Source organism: Parabacteroides acidifaciens, from assembly GCF_003363715.1.
Lineage (GTDB): Bacteria > Bacteroidota > Bacteroidia > Bacteroidales > Tannerellaceae > Parabacteroides > Parabacteroides acidifaciens.
This window is the reverse complement of record NZ_QREV01000044.1, coordinates 37,361-44,059: the sequence shown is the minus strand read 5'-3', so window position 1 is coordinate 44,059 and position 6,699 is coordinate 37,361. Positions and strand designations below refer to the sequence as shown.

General features: G+C 46.6%; 4 protein-coding genes. 3 read left to right on the top strand and 1 reads right to left on the bottom strand.

Annotated features, from left to right (window positions below; translation table 11 throughout):
* Positions 1-467: 467 nt before the first annotated feature.
* Positions 468-2,777: a cation:proton antiporter gene (locus DWU89_RS15540; RefSeq protein WP_115500549.1), complete on the bottom strand. Its 2,310-nt coding sequence runs from the start codon at positions 2,775-2,777 to the stop codon at positions 468-470.
* A gap of 146 nt (positions 2,778-2,923) precedes the next feature.
* Between DWU89_RS15540 and DWU89_RS15535 the strand changes: the two genes are divergently transcribed.
* From DWU89_RS15535 to DWU89_RS15525, 3 genes are all read left to right on the top strand, one after another.
* Complete coding sequence (locus DWU89_RS15535) at positions 2,924-4,942, top strand: alpha amylase C-terminal domain-containing protein (RefSeq protein ID WP_115500548.1); 2,019 nt, start codon at positions 2,924-2,926, stop codon at positions 4,940-4,942.
* A 28-nt stretch (positions 4,943-4,970) separates the two neighbouring features.
* Positions 4,971-5,945: a type I phosphomannose isomerase catalytic subunit gene (locus DWU89_RS15530; RefSeq protein ID WP_115500547.1), complete on the top strand. Its 975-nt coding sequence runs from the start codon at positions 4,971-4,973 to the stop codon at positions 5,943-5,945.
* Between the two features lie 318 nt (positions 5,946-6,263).
* The gene (locus DWU89_RS15525; RefSeq protein WP_115500546.1) at positions 6,264-6,671 is read left to right on the top strand and encodes a putative quinol monooxygenase; all 408 of its coding nucleotides are present in this window, start codon (positions 6,264-6,266) and stop codon (positions 6,669-6,671) included.
* The last annotated feature ends 28 nt before the right edge of the window (positions 6,672-6,699 follow it).

Below are 6,699 nucleotides of genomic sequence, written 5' to 3'. Positions count from 1 at the left end.
AACCAAACAAATGTTAATCCACTTTTTTGACCTCAAAAAGGTACTTTTTCACCTTTTTAGAGCGTTTCCAACATTTACGACCGTCCTCTTTGCCATTACGACCGTGCTAATAGGTAGTGCACTCGGCACCTCGCGAAGATTAGGACGGTCGTAATGGCGATTAGGACGGTCATAATTGAAAAGAGGACCGTCATAAGGGCAAAAAAGCCCCTGAATTTCCTTGCGATATTTGGAACGCCGTCCGTTTTATTTTCAAATATTCGATTCTCCGGGAGTTAAGCTTTATCACTTTGCCGGCGTTTCCGGTTTTCGGTAATCAAATTGCACGCTTTTTGGAATGGGCTCGGCATCTCTTTTTATAGAGTGTCAGCCGGGAGCGTTAAAACCGTGAAAAAAGTCAATTCAAAATGGATCAAGATTTCAGATGAAATAGAAAAATGGCTCAAAAAGGGGGTTATTGTAATTTCTCATTTCTGTTCGTACTGATTTTTGCTCAAAATCAATGTCGACGGCATTTTCTGAAGTGCCTCTTTGCGGTGTTCTGATACGTCGTTCCAGGTATTGTAACCGATCAGCATAAAGTTGTAACCGCTGAATAAACCGGGTGTCAGGTCCTTGTCTGACAATAGGCTTGTTTGAGGAGTCGATGCCGTGAAATCTTCGATTGTCTTAACGATTTTGTCATAACCCGGTGTTGTCGTGCTTGCCTTGTTCACAATGCCGACGGAGCTGTGAGTCGTTTTCAGCAACGTGCTTGTGTAATCCAGCAAGAAGAGGTCTTCTTCCGTGCTGATGATCACTAACACATGAGTCGCTTTAACGAAATTACGGTTGATGAATACGCCGACATCGCAGTTACTGCGTGCTATGAACATCTTGGTTTTGTCTTTCAGCAGAGCACCGGGATAAAACCAGGATTCGGGCGCTTTAAGCCGTTTGAAGTAACGGTTGTAGAAAGAAGCGCGATAACGGGTTGCCGCAATATCGTCGGGAGAATCGCTCATAGAGATGCCGGAGCCGACCAGGAGGAAGTCGAATCCTTCGTTGTTCACAATGTCGCAGATGTCCTGGCCGGCATTGTTAGACACCTCGTAGCGGGTGTGTATCTGCATACCTAACTTCTTGGCGCCATACAGGATAGGACCGAAGCTGACCTCCTCGAAGTTGTCCGTGTGCAACGGGTTGACATCGGAACCTACGGTTAGGTGCAAGGCTGTCAAATCGAGTTTCTTCTTTCCCCGGGCAAACATCTGGTGGGCGACATCGAGCATGATCTGTCCGTTTCCGGCACGTCCGAACGAAAGCAGGACTTTAAATGCCCCGCCGGTAGGCTCTGCATATTGCTGATGTCCCTTGAGCTTCTCCCGGGTCTTGAAACAGAACCGGATAAAGGAGACCAACGGAGTGGTCATGAATGTCGTGACCAATGTCATCAATACCAACATGACGAATATGGAAGGCGGCAATATCTTCATTTCATAACCGATCGTCAGAACGACTAATTCCATCAGACCGCGCGTGTTCATCAACGCCCCGATATAGAGGCTGTCTTTCCAACTTTCCCCCACGAAGCGTGCCGAGAACATGGCGCCCCCGAATTTTCCGATGATAGCGACAACGATGAAGATGCCGCACATCGCCCAAAGCTCCGGAGTGTTCAACAGCCCGATCTCCGTACGCAACCCGGTCGAAACGAAGAAGAGCGGCAGGAAGAGCGCCAACGACACATCTTCGACCTTCTCTGTCATGATCTTGCGGAATTTGATGTTTCCCGGCATGACCACACCGGCAATAAAAGCGCCGAAAAGGGCGTGCAGTCCTAATATCTCGGTAAAATAGGAGGAGACAATCAGCAACAGGAACATCAATGCCACCAGCGCTTTGTCTATTACCTCTTTATTATGGTAGATATGCCCGATCATCCGTAAAAAAGGACGTACGGCGAAGAACATGAACAGGATATAGAGGATGGAGAACAATATATTGTAGACGGCGCTCAGCATACTGCCGGCCTGAGCAATGGCAATTACGACAGCCAGCAGGCACCAGGCCGTGATATCTCCATTGGCGGCGCTTGCTAATGAGATTGTCCCTAAATGTGTTTTTGTCAGCCCCTTTTCCTGGATGATACGCGCTAACACGGGGAAAGCCGTGATACTCATGGCAATCCCTATGAATAAGGCGAATGAGAGGAAAGGCGTCCCTTTGTGTGCGTAGGATTCATAGACATAATAGGCGGTAAGCATACCGAAAAAGAACGGAACGATCGTGCTCGTATGGCTGATCAGTATCGTTTCTTTCAGCTTCTTCCGGACTTCGCCGATATCTAACTCCATCCCGATGGCAAACATAAAAAGAATCAGGCCGAATTGGCTCAATATAGTGATATTGCCTAAGGACTCAGGAGGAAAAAGAAATGCGGATACTCCCGGCAGAAGATGTCCGAGAACCGACGGGCCGAGTACGATACCTGCCACGATCTCGCCGATAACGGTCGGTTGCCCGATCTTTTGAAACAGCCAGCCGAACAGGCGGCAGACGATCAATATCGTAATGATCTGTAAAAGAAGTATTCCAATGGATGACTGGATGTGATGGGTGACGGAATCCAAAAACACAAAGAAGCCTTCCCCCATATTTTTAGGGGGATTCTGCATCGACTGGATCGCTGTTTCGACCTGCCGGCCTTCTCCTTCTTTGACTATAAAATACATAAGCGAGCCAAAGACCAGGATCATCATCAAATAAAAGGCTATACTCTTTGTTCCTTTACTCATCTGCCAACAATAAACGGTTTCATGCAAAAATAACAAAAGGAATTAAATATTTAGTATTTCGCTGGTGAAACTTTATTAATGGCCTTGTTTTTGCGGCATTGTTAGTTTTTTCTTCTATCTTTGTGCGAAACCAATCTCAAAAAATCATGGAGTCGCTAAATCTAATAAAGAATGACCCTTGGCTGGCCCCCTACAAGGAGGCAATAGAAGGACGGTACCAATATGTGGTAAACAAAGAGAAGAGCCTGACGGGTAACGGCAGACAGACGTTGTCGGAAATGGCTTCCGGGTATCTTTACTTCGGGTTGCATAAAACAAAGACTGGATGGGTGTTCCGCGAATGGGCGCCCAATGCCACTGCTATCTATCTGATCGGTACTTTCAATGACTGGAAGAAAGAAGATCAGTATAAACTGAAACGGTTGGGCAATGGCGTTTGGGAGATCACGCTTGCGGAAGATTTATTGCATCATGAAGACCTGTTCAAGCTCTTGGTAGAGTGGGAAGGTGGCAGCGGAGAACGTATCCCGGCATGGATACGGCGCGTCGTTCAGGATGAGAATACCAAAATATTCAGTGCACAGGTATGGAATCCGGAAGAGTCGTATGTATTCAGGAACAAACGGTTCAAACCGGATGTCTCCCCGCTGTTGATCTACGAATGCCATATCGGTATGTCTTCCAACGAAGAAAAGGTCGGCACGTATGACGAGTTCCGCCGGAATGTGTTGCCCCGCGTTGCAAAAGAAGGGTATAACGCCATTCAGATCATGGCCATTCAGGAACATCCCTATTACGGGTCGTTCGGTTATCATGTCAGCAGCTTCTTTGCCGCATCTTCCCGTTTCGGGACGCCGGAAGAGCTGAAACACCTGATCGATGACGCCCATGGCATGGGGATCGCAGTGATTATGGATATTGTCCATAGCCATGCCGTAAAGAACGAAGTGGAAGGCTTGGGACGCTTTGACGGTTCCTATACTCAATATTTCCTGGGCGGTTCCCGTCGTGAGCATCCGGCGTGGGATTCCCTCTGTTTCGATTATGGTAAAAACGAAGTGCTTCACTTCCTGTTGTCGAACTGCAAGTTCTGGTTGGACGAGTATAAATTCGACGGCTTCCGTTTTGACGGGGTGACTTCCATGCTTTATTACAGCCATGGGCTGGGTGAAGCATTCTGTAATTACGGTGACTACTTCAACGGTCATCAGGATGGTGATGCTATCGCCTATCTGACATTGGCCAATAAGCTGATCCACGAAGTCAATAAGAATGCTATTACGATTGCCGAAGAGGTGAGCGGAATGCCGGGGTTAGCTGCCAAATATGAAGATGGAGGTTACGGCTTCGATTACCGTATGGCGATGAACATCCCGGATTACTGGATCAAGACAATCAAGGAAAAGAAAGACGAAGACTGGCATCCCTCTTCCATCTGGTGGGAAACGACCAACCGCCGTGCGGACGAGAAGACGATCAGTTATGCAGAAAGCCATGACCAGGCGTTGGTAGGCGATAAGACGATTATCTTCCGCCTGATCGACGCAGATATGTATTGGCATATGCAGAAAGACGATCATAGCCTGACAGTCGAACGTGGTATCGCTTTGCATAAGATGATCCGCTTGGTTACGGCATCTACCATTAACGGCGGTTATCTGAACTTTATGGGAAATGAGTTCGGGCATCCCGAATGGATCGATTTCCCGCGTGAAGGAAACGGCTGGTCTTATAAATATGCCCGTCGCCAGTGGGAACTGGTGGATAATATGGATCTGAAGTACCATTATCTGGGCGATTTTGACCGTGAGATGCTGGAGATAATCCGCAGTGTGAAGAATTTCCAGTCCACTCCGATACAGAAAGTATGGGATAACGACGGCGATCAGATTCTGGCCTATATGCGCAAAGATTTGGTTTTCGTCTTCAATTTCAATCCGACAAAGTCATTTACCGATTACGGGTTCCTGGTTCCCAAAGGCGAATATGAAGTGCTTTTGAATACTGACGCGACCCGTTTTGGCGGTTTCGGACTTTCGGACGATTCTATCCGTCATTTCACACAACTCGACCCATTGTATAAAAAAGAGAAAAAAGAATGGCTCAAATTATACATTCCGGCCCGTAGCGCTGTTGTATTGAGAAAGGTAAAAGTAACAAAATAAATAAGGCTATAAAAACAGAAACGTAAGTATGTTATATCCTATGACATTTAAGCCTATCCTTAAGAACATAATCTGGGGAGGCTCCGATATCTGCCCGTTTAAGGGCATCACTCCGGTGCAGGACGGCATTGGCGAAAGTTGGGAACTTTCACACGTGGAGGGTAATTATTCCGTCGTTGATAATGGCGCGTTGGAAGGCAAGACGCTGGACGAACTGATCCGTACGTATGGCCCGCAGCTGTTGGGCGAAAAGGTGGTGGAACAGTTCGGTTCAACTTTCCCTCTGTTGATTAAGTTTATCGATGCACGCGACGATTTGTCTATCCAGGTGCATCCGGACGATGAACTGGCTAAAAAACGTCATAACTCTTTCGGCAAGACAGAGATGTGGTATGTGATAAAGGCAGCCAAGGGCGCCGGCTTATATTCCGGTTTCTCCCAACAAATCGATGCCGACGAGTATGTGAAACGTGTACAAGACAATACGATCATGGATGTCTTGCAGCGTTATGAAGTCTCTCCGGGCGATGTGTTCTTCCTGCCTGCCGGCCGTGTACATGCGATCGGTTCCGGTTGCTTCATCGCCGAGATACAGCAGACAAGTAACATCACCTACCGTATTTACGACTACGACCGCAAAGGCCCGGACGGAAAAGGACGTGAACTGCATACCGAATTGGCAAAGGATGCGATCGACTATACGCTGTATCCGGATTACCGCACCCACTACAAGGCACATACGAATGCAACCGTAGAACTGGCAAGCTGCAAATATTTCACGACGAACCTGTTGGATATCGACACGATCATGGTGCGCAATTTCTCCGAACTGGATTCTTTTGTTGTCTATATTTGCATGGAAGGCAAAGCTTCCATCCGCGACAATAAGGGAAATGAAATCTATATCCATCAGGGACAGACGGTGCTGATACCGGCCGATACCGATGTGGTAACGATCTCACCGGTCCCGGGTGCCAAGTTTATGGAAACATATATCGGATAGAGTCCTGTAAGTACGACAGTTCCCAGCCCAAGGTGTGAGCCTCGGGAACAGGATTGTATCGAAAAAGAATAAAGCCCTGTAAGCACGATGCCTTGTTTTTCAACAGAATTACGGTGTCGTCTTTACAGGGCTTTTTGTGTTTTGAATTATCCGATACATCAAGTGCGGAATCCGTAAAAATGGTCGAAGAATCAGTAATCTGTATAGCGGCTATCAATTTGAAAGCATCTAATTTTGCATTATCTGGAGACGGACGGAGAACTATCTTTCGTCTGTCGAAATGATATTCTCAAGAAATGTCCGAAAATTAGATAGAAAATGAAAAAGAACATTCTGATCATCTTATCGCTTATGGTAGCATCATTCCATTTATCGGCACAGGTAGTAAATACCGACAAGATGCTTGTGCGTATTTCCGAAATTGAGGTCTATCCACAATATCTCGATGAATACCTGCAATATGCTCGTACGGTAGGTGTAACATCCGTTTGTGAGGAACCGGGGGTAATTTGTATTTACCCGATGCAGTTAAAACGGGATTCTTGCCAGATACGCATACTTGAAATTTATGCCTCGGATGAAGCATATAAACATCACATTAAGACCGCCCATTTTCAGAAATACAAGACCGAAACGTTACACATGGTCAAATCACTTGATTTAGTGGATATGGATGCGCTCGCTCCTGCAACGATGCTACAGATATTTAAGAAAATGCACAAGTAAATAATAAACAAATGAAATATACCCCAGG

What these genes read in the sequence shown, in the direction of transcription:
- DWU89_RS15530 (WP_115500547.1), top strand. Translation starts at nt 4,971, where the DNA reads ATGTTATATCCTATGACATTTAAGCCTATCCTTAAGAACATAATCTGG.
- DWU89_RS15535 (WP_115500548.1), top strand. Translation starts at nt 2,924, where the DNA reads ATGGAGTCGCTAAATCTAATAAAGAATGACCCTTGGCTGGCCCCCTAC.
- DWU89_RS15525 (WP_115500546.1), top strand. Translation starts at nt 6,264, where the DNA reads ATGAAAAAGAACATTCTGATCATCTTATCGCTTATGGTAGCATCATTC.
- DWU89_RS15540 (WP_115500549.1), bottom strand. Translation starts at nt 2,777, where the DNA reads ATGAGTAAAGGAACAAAGAGTATAGCCTTTTATTTGATGATGATCCTG.